Annotated in this window: 12 protein-coding genes; 8 read left to right on the top strand and 4 right to left on the bottom strand. The window is 71.9% G+C overall.

Annotation, left to right across the window (positions count from 1 at the left end):
- Positions 1-3: 3 nt before the first annotated feature.
- Positions 4-1,461, top strand: a complete 1,458-nt coding sequence (der, locus tag PV342_RS31635; protein WP_361010200.1) for a ribosome biogenesis GTPase Der — start codon at positions 4-6, stop codon at positions 1,459-1,461.
- Positions 1,462-1,616: 155 nt separating this feature from the next.
- On the opposite strand, the gene PV342_RS31630 is transcribed toward der, so the two are convergent.
- Together PV342_RS31630 and PV342_RS31625 are read right to left on the bottom strand one after the other, a co-directional pair.
- Positions 1,617-1,838 carry a hypothetical protein gene (locus tag PV342_RS31630; protein WP_326577239.1) on the bottom strand — a complete coding sequence of 74 codons (222 nt, stop codon included), beginning with the start codon at positions 1,836-1,838 and terminating at the stop codon, positions 1,617-1,619.
- A 201-nt stretch (positions 1,839-2,039) separates the two neighbouring features.
- Positions 2,040-2,810, bottom strand: coding sequence for a DUF8842 C-terminal domain-containing protein (locus PV342_RS31625; RefSeq protein ID WP_026250977.1), 771 nt, complete (start codon positions 2,808-2,810; stop codon positions 2,040-2,042).
- Positions 2,811-3,348: 538 nt separating this feature from the next.
- Between PV342_RS31625 and PV342_RS31620 the strand changes: the two genes are divergently transcribed.
- The 3 genes from PV342_RS31620 to PV342_RS31610 all read left to right on the top strand — a co-directional run bounded on the left by PV342_RS31620 (position 3,349) and on the right by PV342_RS31610 (position 6,352).
- Positions 3,349-3,975, top strand: a complete 627-nt coding sequence (locus tag PV342_RS31620; protein ID WP_500319639.1) for a LysM peptidoglycan-binding domain-containing protein — start codon at positions 3,349-3,351, stop codon at positions 3,973-3,975.
- Positions 3,976-4,087: 112 nt separating this feature from the next.
- Positions 4,088-4,588: a transglycosylase family protein gene (locus PV342_RS31615; RefSeq protein ID WP_391579495.1), complete on the top strand. Its 501-nt coding sequence runs from the start codon at positions 4,088-4,090 to the stop codon at positions 4,586-4,588.
- A 411-nt stretch (positions 4,589-4,999) separates the two neighbouring features.
- Positions 5,000-6,352: a glycosyltransferase family 4 protein gene (locus PV342_RS31610; protein ID WP_400806663.1), complete on the top strand. Its 1,353-nt coding sequence runs from the start codon at positions 5,000-5,002 to the stop codon at positions 6,350-6,352.
- Between the two features lie 53 nt (positions 6,353-6,405).
- Here the strand turns inward: PV342_RS31610 and ctaD are convergent, their stop codons facing one another.
- Positions 6,406-8,112, bottom strand: a complete 1,707-nt coding sequence (gene ctaD, locus PV342_RS31605) for an aa3-type cytochrome oxidase subunit I (protein ID WP_400806666.1) — start codon at positions 8,110-8,112, stop codon at positions 6,406-6,408.
- A 296-nt stretch (positions 8,113-8,408) separates the two neighbouring features.
- Between ctaD and PV342_RS31600 the strand changes: the two genes are divergently transcribed.
- The 3 genes from PV342_RS31600 (at position 8,409) to PV342_RS31590 (ending at position 10,133) form a co-directional block, all read left to right on the top strand.
- Positions 8,409-9,305, top strand: a complete 897-nt coding sequence (locus tag PV342_RS31600; protein WP_391579492.1) for a bifunctional DNA primase/polymerase — start codon at positions 8,409-8,411, stop codon at positions 9,303-9,305.
- 4 nt (positions 9,306-9,309) lie between these two features.
- Positions 9,310-9,699 (top strand): DUF779 domain-containing protein, encoded by a 390-nt coding sequence (locus tag PV342_RS31595; RefSeq protein ID WP_386995361.1) that lies wholly within the window; start codon positions 9,310-9,312, stop codon positions 9,697-9,699.
- Between the two features lie 218 nt (positions 9,700-9,917).
- Positions 9,918-10,133 carry an I78 family peptidase inhibitor gene (locus tag PV342_RS31590; RefSeq protein ID WP_018558934.1) on the top strand — a complete coding sequence of 72 codons (216 nt, stop codon included), beginning with the start codon at positions 9,918-9,920 and terminating at the stop codon, positions 10,131-10,133.
- Between the two features lie 117 nt (positions 10,134-10,250).
- On the opposite strand, the gene PV342_RS31585 is transcribed toward PV342_RS31590, so the two are convergent.
- Entirely contained in the window at positions 10,251-11,255 is a 1,005-nt protein-coding gene (locus tag PV342_RS31585) for a phosphatase PAP2 family protein (RefSeq protein ID WP_026250979.1), read from the bottom strand.
- Between the two features lie 658 nt (positions 11,256-11,913).
- On the opposite strand from PV342_RS31585, the gene PV342_RS31580 reads away from it, so the two are divergent.
- Entirely contained in the window at positions 11,914-13,542 is a 1,629-nt protein-coding gene (locus PV342_RS31580; protein ID WP_386995358.1) for an MFS transporter, read from the top strand.
- Positions 13,543-13,609: the final 67 nt, after the last annotated feature.

Below are 13,609 nucleotides of genomic sequence, written 5' to 3'. Positions count from 1 at the left end.
TTCATGGACATCGAGAACGAGTACGGCGAAGTCGGCGCGCTCGACGACGCCGATTACGCCGAGTTCATGGAGCTCGCCGCCGAGGAGGGATTCGACCTCGACGAGGTCGCGGGCGACCTCGCGGCGGCGGGCCACGGCCCGCTGCCGGTCCTCGCGGTCGTCGGGCGCCCGAACGTCGGCAAGTCGACACTGGTGAACCGGATCATCGGCCGCCGTGAGGCGGTCGTCGAGGACCGCCCCGGCGTCACCCGTGACCGCGTCACGTACGAGGCCGACTGGAACGGCCGCCGCTTCAAGGTCGTCGACACCGGCGGCTGGGAGCAGGACGTGCTCGGCATCGACGCGTCCGTGGCCGCGCAGGCCGAGTTCGCGATCGAGGCCGCCGACGCCGTGGTCTTCGTCGTCGACGCCAAGGTCGGCTCCACGGACACCGACGAGGCCGTGGTCAAGCTGCTCCGCAGGGCCGGCAAGCCGGTCGTGCTGTGCGCCAACAAGGTCGACGGCCCCTCGGGCGAGGCGGACGCCGCCATGCTGTGGAACCTCGGCCTCGGCGAGCCCTACCCGGTCTCGTCGCTCCACGGCCGCGGTACGGGCGACCTGCTGGACGCGGTGCTGGAGGCGCTCCCCGAGGCGCCGATGCAGTCCTTCGGCAACGCCGTCGGCGGCCCCCGCCGGGTGGCGCTCATCGGCCGCCCGAACGTCGGCAAGTCCTCGCTGCTGAACAAGGTGGCGGGCGAGGAGCGCGTGGTCGTCAACGAGATGGCCGGCACGACCCGCGACCCCGTCGACGAGCTCATCGAGCTCGGCGGCAAGACCTGGAAGTTCGTGGACACCGCGGGCATCCGCCGCCGCGTCCACCTCCAGGAGGGCGCGGACTACTACGCCTCGCTGCGCACCGCGGCCGCCCTGGAGAAGGCGGAGGTCGCCGTCGTGCTGATCGACGCCGGCGAGTCCCTCGCCGAGCAGGACACCCGCATCATCTCGCTGGCCGTGGAGGCGGGCCGCGCCCTGGTCATCGCCTACAACAAGTGGGACGTGCTGGACGAGGAGCGGCGCTACTACCTCGAGCGCGAGATCGAGAAGGACCTCGTGCAGGTCCAGTGGGCGCCCCGGGTGAACGTCTCCGCCCGTACCGGCCGCCACATGGAGAAGCTCGTCCCGGCCATCGAGACCGCGCTGGCGGGCTGGGAGACCCGGGTGCCCACCGGCCGCCTCAACGCCTTCCTGGGCGAGCTCGTCGCCGCCCACCCCCACCCGATCCGCGGCGGCAAGCAGCCCCGCATCCTCTTCGGGACCCAGGCCGGCACCAAGCCCCCGCGCTTCGTGCTCTTCGCCTCCGGCTTCCTGGAGGCCGGCTACCGCCGCTTCATCGAGCGCCGGCTGCGTGAGGAGTTCGGGTTCGAGGGGACGCCGATCCAGGTGTCGGTGCGGGTCCGCGAGAAGCGCGGACGCAAGAAGTAGCCCGCGAGGGCAGGCGTGCAGCCGCCCGTCCGGTCGTCCCTGCGGGGGCGGCCCGGGCGGGCGGTTCCTCGTGGGGCCGCACACGGCGCCGCCCGCCGGGTCGCCTCCGCGGGGCGATCGGGCGGGCGGTTCTTCGTACGGGCGTGCGGTGCGGGTCAGAGACCGCCGTGCATGCGGTTCTCGGCGAGCCCCGGCGGGAGCGCGGGGAGGTCGCCGCGATGGCGGCCCGCGACGCGGTAGGGGGAGTTGGCGCCGCCGCGGTCCGCGAAACCGTTGAACTGCAGGTCCTCCTCGCCGGTACGGTCGCCGGGAAGCGTGCGGAAGAGCCTGCGGTACTCGGAGTAGAGCGCGTCGTAGATCGGCGTGCCCTCACTCACGGACGCCTCCTGCGCGGTGCGCATGGGGGGAATGGGGCTTCGGTACTGGGCTCGTGAGGAAGCGTCAAAGGTGTGCACGTCGTGGCAACGAGCGGCTCAACTGCGGGGATGCGGGTCGTACGGATGAATCACGCATATGCACTGCCATAGGCCAAAGGCGCGTACGGCGGGCCGTACGCGCCTTTGGCCGGAGCCGGTGGATCAGGTGCCGGAGAGGGGCATCGTCGCCGCGACGAGGAGTCCGTGCCCGCAGGCGCGCTCGAGGGCGTCGCGCAGCAGGTCCTCGCGCGGCTGCTGGCCGATGGTGCCGTGCGGGGCGGCGTACACGTACACCTCGTTGGACTTGTGGACGGCCTGGCGCCAGCCCTCGCTCACCGCGAGCGGCTGGTGCGCCTGCCACCACGCGCCGGCGGAGCCGGGCTGCAGGATGGCGTGCAGCTGGCCCATGGCCAGCAGCACGGACCAGCCGGGCAGCGGGGACGGCGGGGTGGAGAGGTCGTTCACGGGGAGGAAGCCCTGCTCGATGAGGATCGGCAGGAAGTCGTCGTCCGGACCGTTGTCCCCGGGGCGGGCGATGGGCCCGGTGGGTTCGATGACCAGGGCCGGGCACACCTCGTCCTTGACCAGGACGAGGCCGCAGGTGATGCCGAGCACCGCCTGCCGCGGCGCGGCCGCCGCCGTGGCACCGGCCGTCTCCTCGCCGGCGATGCTCTGCACGGCGCCCTGCAGTTGCTCCTCCGAGACCGGCACGACCTGGGAGGGGATGCACGTCGCATGGGCGAAGGCGAGCACGGCGGTCTCCTCGCCGACGAAGAGCACCGTGCTGGTGCGCTCCGTGGAGGTGTCCCCGGGCGTGCGACAGGAGGTGCAGTCGTACGTGCCGGGCGCGCTGTCACCGGCCAGCAGGCGTGCCGCCTCCTCATCGCCGATCTCGGCTCGTACCTCGTCGCTGACGTCGAGCATGGGCGGCACTGAAGCCTCCTTGGAAATGTGCGGCTACGGGCTCCTTTGCCGGGCCTCGCCCGGCACATAGTGACAACGGCCGATCTGTGGCGGGAGTCACGGCCTTCTTGGCGCGTGCTCGTGCGCCCGCGTGCGGAGCGTGATCGGACGTGCGGAGCCGGTCACTCCTCGTCCTACCTTTCACCCCCGGAAGGCTCCGCGCCTATGAGACGGGTCACATGGCGCATATGCGCTGTAGGGATATGCCGCAAAAAACACCATCAATCCGGTGTCCTAAATAGGTCTTTACTCCCGGTAACCTGCAACTGGCCTGCAGCGTAAAGGATTTGCTTGGTGACGGGGCGCGACCCTGCCTAGATTTGCCCGCCGTGTGCAGAGAGCACCGCCCGGGAGGGCTCGCACGGTGGACGGCCGGGGATCGGAACGCCATCGGCCGGCGAGCGAAGGGGGCGGGGACCGCGCCGGATGCGCGGGGACCCCGTCCGTCGGGTGCCGTACCAGGGGTACGGCGCCATGGGGGAACCCCGGGTCCGTGGAGAGGGATTCCATGGCCGTATCAGCCAAGTACCGTCGGTCCGCAGTCGTAGCCGGCGTCACCGTTCTGACCCCGCTGGCACTCATGGCCGCCGCGGGGCCCGCGAAGGCCGCCGACAACGGGGTCTGGGACCGCATCGCCGGCTGCGAGAGCGGCGGGAACTGGCACATCAACACCGGCAACGGGTACTACGGAGGACTCCAGTTCTCGGCCGGGACCTGGCGCGCCTACGGCGGCACCGCCTACGCGGCGACCGCCGACCGGGCGAGCCGTGAGCAGCAGATCGCCGTCGCCACCAAGGTGCAGCGGGCGCAGGGCTGGGGCGCCTGGCCCACCTGCTCCGCCCGCGCCGGCGCCTACGGCAGCGCGCCCGGCCGCGGCACCGCCCCGGCCGCGCCCAAGGCGAAGCGGCACACCGCCCCGGCGCCGGCGAAGCAGTCGCGCGGCACCGGCGGCCACGCCGACCGCGGCGAGAGCCGGCCGGAGGGGCACGGCAACTACAGCGTGCGCGACGGCGACACCCTGAGCGGCATCGCGGCCGCCCACGGGACGACCTGGAAGAAGCTGTATGCCGTCAACCGGTCCGTGATCGGCGCCGACCCCAACCTGATCCTTCCGGGGCAGCGGCTGACGGTCTGAGCCACTGCGCGTCCCGGCCCACCCGGCGGCCGTGCTCCGACCGGGTGGGCCCGCAGACGCGCGCGGCGCGGCGGGCGGCGACGCCCGCCGCGCCGCGCCTAACCTGGCCCGCATGTTCCGTCCCCGCCGTCTCGCGGTGACCGCGCTCGCTGTGCTCGCCACGTGGGCGGCCCTCGCTCCGGGGGTCGCGCAGGCCGACGGGCACGCACCCGTCTGGCTGGAGCTGGCGACCTGCGAGAGCAGCAACCGCTGGAAGACCAACACCGGCAACGGTTTCTACGGTGGGCTGCAGATCTTCCAGCCCACCTGGGTCGAGCACGGCGGCCTCGACATGGCCTCCAGGCCCGACCGGGCCACCCCCGACCAGCAGATGACCGTCGCCGAGGAGATCCTCCGCGACCAGGGCTGGGAGGCCTGGCCCACCTGCGCGCAGCGCCTGCGGCTGTCCGGCCGGGCGCACGCCGTGCGGTCCGGCGAGACCCTGGAGACCATGGCCCGGCGCTTCAACGTCAGCGGCGGTGCGGCCGAGCTGTACCGGCTCAACCAGGACGTCATCGGCTCCGACCCGTCCCGGCAACTCACCCCAGGGACACTGCTGCGCCTGCCGAAGTGAGCCCGCCGGGCACGCCGCCGACGCGCCCCTCCCCTGACCGCTCCCCGGCCGCCCGGCCCGCCCGCCGCCCGGTCTGCCCGCCGCCTGGCGCCCGCGTCCACTTCCCTCCGTCACCCGGTGGGCCCTCCGCGCGTAGCCCGGTGGGGTGACACCCTGAACGGGGGCCCGGGCGGCCGGGCCGTCCGGGGAATGCAGTGGGGGGCCGCGATCGCCGCTCCGCGCCGCGACGGGGCTCCGTCCCTGATGGCACGGGATCCGGGGAGGATGCCCCGGGACCTCACATGGACATCACGGCGGGGATACAACGAGGAAACAGGAAGGTGAACGGGGGCAACCTGTGGGCCTCGAGGGCGGTCTTGCCAGCACCAGGACGGACACCGGTCCGTGGGAAGCAGGAGAACGCAGGGACGCATGCGCATTTCCATACTGATCCAGAACGCGTACGGAGTCGGTGGCACCATCCGCACGACTTTCAACCTGGCGGGAGCCCTGGCCGAGCGGCACGAGGTCGAGATCGTCTCCGTTTTCCGCCACCGTGAGGAACCCACCTTCACCCTCGACCCGCGTGTCGGCCTGCGCCACCTGGTGGACCTGCGCCCGGACAGCGACACCTGCGATCTGAAGGACCCGCTGTACAGGACGCCCTCGTCGGTCTTCCCCAAGGGCGAGAACCGCTATGAGCAGTACAGCGTGCTCAGCGACCGGAGGATCGAGGCCCATCTGACGTCGCTCGACGCCGACGTCGTCATCGGCACGCGTCCCGGGCTGAACGTTCACATCGCCCTGCAGGCCCCGCGCCACATGGTCCGGATCGCGCAGGAGCATCTGACGCTGGAGACCCACTCCGTACAGCTCCTCCTCACGCTGCGCCGCCTGTACCCCCGGCTGGACGCGGTCACCACGACCACCGAGGCCGACGCCGCCGCCTACCGGCGCAGGCTGCGGCTGCCCGGGGTGCGGGTGGTCACCCTGCCGAACAGCGTGCCCGACCCGGGCGTCGCCCCCAGCACCCTGGACGCCAAGTACGTCGTCGCGGCCGGCCGGCTGGCCCCGGTGAAACGTTACGGAGACCTCATCAAGGCCTTCGTCAAGGTCGCGGCGGAGCGGCCGGACTGGGGCCTGCGGCTGTACGGCTCGGGTGCGCAGCAGGAGAAGCTGGAGCGGCTCATCGCGCGCCTGGACATCGGCGACCGGGTGACCATGATGGGCACCGCCTCGCCGATCGAGCCGGAGATGGCCAAGGGGTCGATGCTCGCGGTTTCCTCCAGCATGGAGTCCTTCGGCATGACCATCGTCGAGGCGATGCGGGTGGGCCTGCCGGTGGTCAGTACCGACTGCCCGCTCGGTCCCGGCGAGATCATCAGCGACGGGGTGGACGGCCTGCTGGTGCCCCCGCGGGACGTGGACGCGCTGGCCGCGGCGATGCTCCGGTTGATCAACGACGACGAACTGCGCCACCGGATGGGCGAGGCGGCCCTGGAGAAGGGCGCCCAGTACGACCCCGCGAAGATCGCCGACGCCTGCGAGGCCCTGCTGGAGGAGCTCATCGCCCGCCGGGCGGGCGCCACGGGCCGGCTGCGCGCGGCCGGACGCCACGTCGGCGGCCTGGGTGTGGGCGCCGCGTACGCGGGCAAGGACATCGCCCGGGCGGCCAAGCGGCGGGCCCGCAGGCTACGCAAGAGGCTGCGGAACAAGGTGCGGGCGAGGCTCCGCGGAGGCGGCGGCAAGGCCGGATCCCCGGCGCGCGGGCAGAAGGCGGGCTAGGGCAGGAAGCTGCGGGGGCGGTACGACGTCGTGCCGCCCCCGTTTTGTCGCGGTCAGTCGTGGCCGCCGGCACCGGGCTCGACGACATCACGGCGCCCCGTGGACCGAGCCTGGTCGAGGGCGGCGACCTCCGGGTGGTGCAGGTCGAAGGCGGGGGACTCGGAGCGGATCCTCGGCAGCGCCGTGAAGTTGTGCCGCGGCGGCGGGCAGGAGGTCGCCCATTCGAGGGAACGGCCGTAGCCCCAGGGGTCGTCGGCCTCCACCCGCCTGCCGTGCCGGGCGGTGCGCCACACGTTGCAGAGGAACGGCAGGGTGGACAGGCCCAGCAGGAACGCCCCGATCGTCGAGACCGTGTTGAGCACGGTGAAGCCGTCCGCCGCCAGGTAGTCCGCGTACCGCCGGGGCATGCCCTCCACGCCCAGCCAGTGCTGGACGAGGAAGGTGGTGTGGAAACCGACGAAGAGCGTCCAGAAGTGGATCCTCCCCAGCCGCTCGTCGAGCATCTTCCCGGTGAACTTCGGCCACCAGAAGTGGAAGCCGGCGAACATCGCGAAGACCACCGTCCCGAACACCACGTAGTGGAAGTGGGCCACCACGAAGTACGAGTCGCTGACCTGGAAGTCGAGCGGGGGCGAGGCGAGGATCACCCCGGTGAGGCCGCCGAACAGGAAGCTCACCAGGAAGCCGACGGCCCACAGCATCGGTGTCTCGAAGGACAGCGAGCCGTGCAGCATCGTGCCGATCCAGTTGAAGAACTTCACCCCGGTCGGCACCGCGATCAGGAACGACAGCAGCGAGAAGAACGGCAGCAGCACGGCGCCGGTGACGAACATGTGGTGCGCCCACACCACCATCGACAGCCCGGTGATGGCCATCGTCGCGCCGACCAGCGTCGTGTAGCCGAAGACCGGCTTGCGCGAGAACACCGGGATGATCTCGGTGATGATGCCGAAGAACGGCAGCGCGATGATGTACACCTCGGGGTGGCCGAAGAACCAGAACAGGTGCTGCCACAGCAGCGCCCCGCCGGCTTCCGGCTCGAAGACCACCGAGCCGAAGCGCCGGTCCGCCTCCAGCACCAGCAGCGTCGCCGCCAGCACCGGGAAGGCCATCAGCACCAGGACCGAGGTGAAGAGCACGTTCCAGGTGAAGATCGGCATCCGGAACATGGTCATGCCCGGCCCCCGCATCCCCACGATGGTGGTGACGAAGTTGACCGCTCCCAGGATGGTGCCGAAGCCCGCCAGCGCCAGCCCCATGATCCACATGTCGGCGCCGATCCCGGGGGAACGGGTCAGGCTGTTCAGCGGTGCGTAGGCGAACCAGCCGAAGGAGGCGCCGCCGGTCGGCGTCAGGAAGCTGCCCAGCACGATGAGCCCGCCGAAGAGGAACAGCCAGTACGACAGCATGTTCAGCCGCGGGAATGCGACGTCGGGCGAGCCGATCTGCAGCGGCATGATCTCGTTCGCGAACCCGGCGAAGGTCGGGGTGGCGAAGAGCAGCAGCATGATCGTGCCGTGCATCGTGAACAACTGGTTGAACTGGTCGTTCGTCATCAGCTGCAGACCGGGGCGGGCGAGCTCGGCGCGCATCAGCAGCGCCATGAACCCGGCGGCGAGGAAGAAGCCGAAGGACGTGATCAGGTAGAGGTGGCCGATCTTCTTGTGGTCGGTGGTGGTCAGCCAGTCCACCATCAGCCGCCCGGGCCGCCGGGGTGCCGCCGTCCGCCCGGCCGTGGCCCGCGCCGCGTCCGTCACCATCCGTGCGCTCCCTCGGTAGATCCTGCCGGCGGTCGGTCCTCCGTACAGTCTCGGGCAGACGGCCCATCATGTGACGGACCGGGACGGGACGGCCGTGACGCGTCGTCGACGGGCGGGGCCGGAGCCGTCACCATGGGGGTGGCCGGCCCTGCGGGAACACCTGCGTGAGGGTGCGTCAGGCACTGGGTACCGGGCGGGCCAAGAGCCCGTTCGGGCTGCTCGGCGCGGCATTGAGCAGACGGTCGAACGAAAGTACGATAAAGGGGCCATGCCGTAGCGCATCGAGGGGGCACCCCGTGACGCATCCGGACCACGACCGCGCGCTGGAGTGCGCGCTCGCCGCCGCGCGGCGCGGCTTCCCCGTCATCCCCCTGTCGCGGACCAAGCTCCCGGCGGTCCGTTCACCGCACCGGGGGGAGACCGGACGCGGGATGTGCCGCGGCCAGTGCGGACGGCTCGGCCACGGTGTGCACGACGCCGCCACCGAGCCCGCCCGGATAGCCGAGCTGTTCGCGGCGGCCCCCTGGGCCGCCGGGTACGGGATCGCGTGCGGGCGCTCGCCGCACTATCTGATCGGCCTCGACCTGGACCGCAAGGACGGCGTCGACGGCGTGACCGACCTGGTGGACCTGGCCGCCCGGTGGGGTTTCGCCGTGCCGTGGACGCGCACGGTGATCACTCCGAGCGGCGGCCGGCACCTGTGGCTGCGCGGCCCGGCGGAGGCGGTCGTGCCCAACTCCGTGCGCCGGCTCGGCAACGGGATCGACGTGCGCGGCAGCGGCGGCTATCTCGTGGGACCGGGTTCGGTCACCACGGCCGGCCTCTACCGCTGGGACCCGCCGACGGCCTCGATGCCGCCGGCCGCCGTGCCCAAGCGGCTGCTGCGGCTGCTCCTGACGACCCCGCAGCGCCGGGCCGTGCGCGCCGCGGCGGGCCCGGCGGCGGGCGGGAGCACGGCCGGGCCGCTGATCCGCTTCGTGCTCGGCTCGTCCGTGGGGGAGCGCAACGAGCGGCTCTTCTGGGCCGCCTGCCGTGCGTTCGAGAACGGGCACGGGGACAGGGTGGCCGAGGAGATGGTCGGAGCCGCCGTCAGCACGGGACTGTCGGAACGCGAGGCGGAGTCGACGGTGGGATCCGCCCGCCGGCATGTCCTCGGGGGGTCTGGCGGGCGGCGCTCGGCGGGGGCACTCTGACCCCATGACCTCAACCGCACCGAGGGCCGGCCGGGTCGCCGTCACCGAGGAGGCCGCGGGCCTGCTGCGGCGTCTCGCCGACCAGCACGGCCCGTTGATGTTCCACCAGTCCGGCGGCTGCTGCGACGGCAGCTCGCCCATGTGCTATCCGCTGGGGGAGTTCCTCACCGGGGACTCCGACGTGCACCTCGGCGACCTCGACGTCCTGGGCGTCGACCCGGTGCCGGTGTGGATGTCGCGCGACCAGTTCGCCTACTGGAGCCACACACATCTGACGATAGACGTGGTGCCGGGACGCGGCAGCGGCTTCTCGCTGGAAGCGCCGACGGGCAACCGGTTTCTGATTCGGTCCCGGCTGCTGACGGACGAAGAGCTGTCGACACTGGGGACGTGATGTGAGGGATGTGTGTGGGCCGTTTTCCGGAATTCCGGCGCGACCGGCCCGGCTGGTTTTCGCCCGTCGTGTTCGTGAATTCGGCGGGCGATGGAAAAAGTCGCCCCCAAAGAGTGAACGGTGCACGCCAAACCCTGTCCGGGATTCTGTGACAGAAGTGTGACGATCAAGTCGGCCGCGCCTTCCGTCACGGCTCGTGTGCGCCTACCGTTGCTCACATGGCAACCGATCCGACCGCCGCACGGCAACCGCAGGACGAACCGGACAGCTACGTCGGGCTCTCCGCCGACGAGGCCGAACGCCGGGCCACCGAGCACGGCTGGAGCACGGTGCGCGCCCTGCCGCCGGGCGCCGTCATCACCATGGAGTACCGGGTGGGCCGGCTCAACTTCACCGTGGAGGGCGGCCGGGTGACCCGCTGCTGGAGCGGCTGAGGTCCCTCCGTACGGCCCCGCACGACGAAGGCCCCGGCCCGCACCTCTGGGGTGCGGCCGGGGCCTTCGTAGGGCTGCGGACGGGGCGGGAGGTGTGCGTACCTGCCCCGCGGGCGGTCAGCCGGTGGTGCCGCGGCCGCGAGTGACGCCGGCCTGGCCGACGGCCGCCGGGCGGCCCGGCCGGTCGGCGGGCGGGCGGCGGCTGCCGGCCGGCGTCACCGGGGTGCGCTCGTGGCGGGCGGTGTGGGGGCGCGCCGGGTGGTGCGGTATCCCCGACGCGGGCGTCGTCGCACGGCCGCTGAGAACGACGGGCTCGAGTAGGCCGTCCGGGTTGTCGGAGAGCTGTGCGGAGGCCATCGCCGTGTTCGCGGCGGGGGCCGTGGCCGGAACCCGGCCGGTGCCGCGGCGGCGGGCCCAGGAGGCCGTGATCCGCTGCTCGGCGGAGGCCATCAGGGGCTCGAACCAGGGCAGTGCCAGCAGGATCAGCAGGCCGGCCGCCCAGCCGAGCAGGACGTCGCTGACCCAGTGGGTGCCGAGGTAGATGGTGGTCATGCCGACGCCCAGCGCCAGCAGCGCCGCGATCACGGAGGTGACCCGGCGGACCCACGGGGTGGTGGCCAGATAGGCCAGTACCCCCCAGGTCACCACGGCGTTCGCGGTGTGACCGGAGGGAAATATATCGCCGCCGGCGAAGAGTTCGGCCGATCCGGCGCTGGTCGCGTAGTGCGGGCCGAGCCTGCCCAGGCCGTACTTCACCGAACCCACGGTGACGTTCAGCAGCAGCAGCGACGTGCCCAGCACGAGCAGTGGGTGCAGGGTGCGCTGGCGCCAGGCGCGCCAGCCCAGCCAGGAGGCCACGATCACGGCCGTCGGGCCGCGTTGGCCCAGGACCACGAAGTAGTCCAGGAACGCGTGGATCTGTGGCCACTGCTTGTACGGCCGCCACATCATGACCTGCCAGTCCAGGGTCACGAGCTTGGACGTGGTCAGGACGGCTACGACGATGGCCACATAGGCCACGAGCGTCGAGCCGAACAGCAGCACGCGTGTCCGGCTCATGCCCGGGGGAGCCTGGGCTGTCGCGGGCTCCTCCATGAGGCGAAGCTTGTCATCGGTACGCACTCAATCGACGTTACAGCGTGTGATGGCGGAGTTCGGCCGGAAGGACGGGTTCGTAATGACGATGTGATGTGGACTGCGTCTCACTCCACCCATTGGAGGTAGTGCCGGCGTTCGCATTGAGCCGAATGCGGGAACTCCTCGATTTTATGTTTCGAAGTGCTTCCGGAGGATCTTGGAAAATCGCACGTTCGATTTCCTTGTACCCCGTTTATCGTTGATTAGCCGTCACTTCTCCTGGAGTTCGCCCGGCCTTGGGCCGGCCCGTACCGGATCCGTGCGGCCTGCCTGTCGCGGGTCCGACCCACGCCGGTGACCTGGGCGGATCCCCGATCGCCGGGCGCGTGAACGCGCCCGGCGGGCGTACGTGTTGAACCGCGCGCCCCCGCGTCCGCCGTGCGTACGACCGGAACGGACGGGTACACGTCACGGCGTGGGCGCCCCGACCACCGCCCCACGGGTACCGGAAATGTCCGGCACATCTCCGGTGCATGGCCTTCACGTGACCACGGCCACGTGGGAACGTGACCTGCGCCACCCACCATCGGCGCGGACTCGCGTAGTCTGACGACTTCACTCGCCCCGTCTCACTGGGTTCCCCCGGGACCGTCCCCTCGTCCTGCCCAGGGACACCGCGAGCGCACCGCTGGGAGGTACGTACATGACAGGGACGTCCTCGGCCGGCATTTCCGGGTCGGCCGCCGTCCCGCGGCACACCCGGCCGGTCAACCGCTGGACCGTGCTGATCGTCCTCTGCGTCAGCCTGCTGCTCGTCGCCCTCGACGCGACCGTGCTGCACGTCGCCGTCCCCGCGGTGAGCGAGGACCTGCGCCCCGGCGCGATCGCGCTGCTGTGGATCGTCGACGCCTATCCGCTCGTCGCCGCGTCTTTGCTCATCCTCTTCGGCACCCTCGGCGACCGCGTCGGAAGACGCCGGATCCTGCTGCTCGGCTACACGATCTTCGCGGGCGCCTCGGCGGTGGCCGCCTTCGCGCCCGACCCACGTGTCCTCATCGCGGCCCGCGCCCTGCTCGGCGTCGGCGGCGCGATGATCATGCCGGCCACGCTGTCGATCCTCCGGCAGGTCTTCCCCGACCGCCGGGAGCGGGCCGTCGCCATCGGCGTGTGGAGCGCCGTCGCGGCCGTCGGCGCCGCCGTCGGGCCGGTCCTCGGCGGCTTCCTCGTGGAGCACTTCTGGTGGGGCTCGGTCTTCCTGATCAACATCCCGCTGATGGCCGTCATCCTTCCGGTGGCCCGCTGGCTGCTGCCGGAGTCCCGTGGTGAGCTGGACGGCCCCTGGGACGTCCTCGGCGCGGTGATGGCCGCGCTGGGCATCCTCGGCGCCATCCTCGGCGTCAAGCGGATCGGCGGCGGCGCGGCCCCGTACGAGCCCTCCGCGCTGGTCCCGCTGCTCGCGGGCCTGGTGCTGCTGGTGCTGTTCGTGCGGCGGCAGCGCAGGCGCGAGCACCCGCTCATCGACATAGGCATGTTCGTCAGGCCCGCCTTCGGCACCTCCGTGGGCTGCATCGTGCTGGCGCTGCTCGCCCTCGTCGGCCTCGAACTGATCGCCGTCCAGTACCTGCAGCTGGTGCTCGGCCTGAGCCCCCTGCAGACGGGGCTGCGGCTGCTGCCGCTGACCCTCGCCGCCATGGGTGCCGGCCTGCTGGGCTCCCGGATGCTCGGCAGCTTCGGACCGCGGGCCATGGTGAGCTCCGGTTTCGTCCTCACCGCGTGCGCGGTGCTCGTGCTGACCCTCATGGGCCAGCACGACCGCCCGGGCGTCCTGACCGCGGGCTTCGTCCTGCTGGGCTTCGGGCTGGAGACCACGCTCTTCGGGGCGTACGAGTCCATGCTGAGCGACGCCCCCGCCGAACAGGCGGGCGGCGCCGCCGCGATCGGCGAGACCTCCTACCAGCTGGGCGCCGGCCTCGGCATCGCGCTGCTGGGCAGCGTCATGAACGCCGCCTACGCCCCCGGCGTCGCCCGGGTCCCCGGGGTGCCGGCCGACGCCGGCGCATCGGCCGGCAAGTCGCTCGGCGAGGCGTACGAGGTCTCCGACCACCTCGGCGGTTCCGCAGGGGCCTCGCTGCGGCACGCCGCACGGCACGCCTTCGTCCACGGAATGCACATCACCCTGGTGGTCAGCGCGGGCCTGCTGCTGCTCGGCGCGGTCGCCGCGCTGCGGCTGCCCCGCCGCATGGAGTGCGGCACGGCGGCCCAGCGGCCCGCCGCCCCCGGCATCCCGTCCCCGCGCGAGCACGCCCTCGCCGGGGCCGACGTGTCGCGCTGAGCACACCGCCGGGGGCTTTACCCGCCCCCGCCACGGAAGTAGCTTCGTCGGCGAGACGCAGTGATCA

Source organism: Streptomyces sp. PA03-3a, assembly GCF_033792735.1.
Lineage (GTDB): Bacteria > Actinomycetota > Actinomycetes > Streptomycetales > Streptomycetaceae > Actinacidiphila.
Note: the sequence above shows the minus strand (reverse complement) of the source record. Positions and strands in the feature narration are given on the sequence as shown.